The sequence below is a fragment of the Flavobacterium sp. genome (genome assembly GCF_031423415.1).
In the GTDB taxonomy this organism is placed as follows: domain Bacteria; phylum Bacteroidota; class Bacteroidia; order Flavobacteriales; family Flavobacteriaceae; genus Flavobacterium.
The window spans coordinates 1-1,200 of record NZ_JANPFL010000131.1; the positions used below are offsets into that span (position 1 = coordinate 1).

2 protein-coding genes are annotated in these 1,200 nt (G+C 31.1%); one reads left to right on the forward strand and one right to left on the reverse strand.

What is annotated here, in order from left to right; all coding sequences use genetic code 11:
• The coding region (locus RMO83_RS11980) for a hypothetical protein (protein ID WP_310559931.1) at window positions 1-370 on the forward strand (370 nt) is incomplete at its 5' end.
• A 70-nt stretch (window positions 371-440) separates the two neighbouring features.
• Here RMO83_RS11980 and RMO83_RS11985 read toward each other — a convergent pair.
• Window positions 441-1,200 (reverse strand): TerC/Alx family metal homeostasis membrane protein (locus RMO83_RS11985; protein WP_310559932.1); only part of this gene is annotated, 760 nt, incomplete at its 5' end.

Below are 1,200 nucleotides of genomic sequence, written 5' to 3' on the forward strand. Positions count from 1 at the left end.
TGATGGATACAATATTTACCAAACTTTTAATCCTCAAATATTACCATCAGATGTGGTTTTAATTTATAGAATGTCTGGACTTATAAATTCTACAACACCTATTTGGCAACAAATACCAAGAACATTGTTTTTGCCTCAAGGTGAATTAGATTACGATTTTGATTTTAGTAAGCAAGATTTTACTATTTATGCTGGAGGCGATTATAATTTGGCTTTAACTCCAAGTTACATTAACAACCAAACCTTTAGAATTGTGATTATTCCGGGTTATTTTTCAGGAAAATCAGCGCAATCAATAAATCATGATGATTACAATGAAGTTATTAAAGCTTATGGTTTAAATGATAAGGTTGTAAAAGTTTTAAACTAAACTTATATTATAATAAAACAACAAAGGCTGTCCGAAAAAGGCAGCCTTTGTTATATATTGACAAATCGATTTACTCAATCTCTGACTCTTTTCCCATTTTTAACGAAACCAAAATTCCTACTAAAAGCGACAACGCTATAAATCCTAACGAAGCCCATTCTGGAATTTCAATCCATTTGTGAATAATCATTTTAACACCCACAAACGATAAAATAGCAATCAAACTATATTCCAAATAACTGAATTTTTCTAACATATTTGAAAGGAAGAAATACATAGATCGCAAACCTAGAATGGCAAATATATTCGAGCTAAATACCAAAAATGGATCGGAAGTAATCGCCAAAATAGCAGGAACACTATCTACCGCAAACAAAACATCCATTACTTCAATAATAATTAAGGCTACAAAAAGCGGTGTGGCGGCTTTTCCTTTATTGGTTTGAATAAAAAACTTTTCTTTATCAGTTTCGGAAGTTATTGGCATTATTTTGCCCAAAGTTTTGTAAACAAATGAATCTTTGGGTTCAAAGTCTTCGTCTTCTTTACTGAAAAGCATTTTTAAAGCCGTAAAAATCAAGAACGCCCCAAAAAGATAAGTTGTCCACGCAAATTTGTTGATAATAATTACTCCAAAAGAAATCATTAAACCTCTAAAAACAATAGCGCCTAATATTCCCCAAAACAAAACACGGTGTTGGTACTTTTGTGGAATTTTAAACGATGCAAAAATAATTGCAATTACAAAAATATTATCCACACTTAACGACAATTCGATTAAATAGCCTGTAATAAACTTAATCATTGCACCCGATTGCGATAGATTTGTA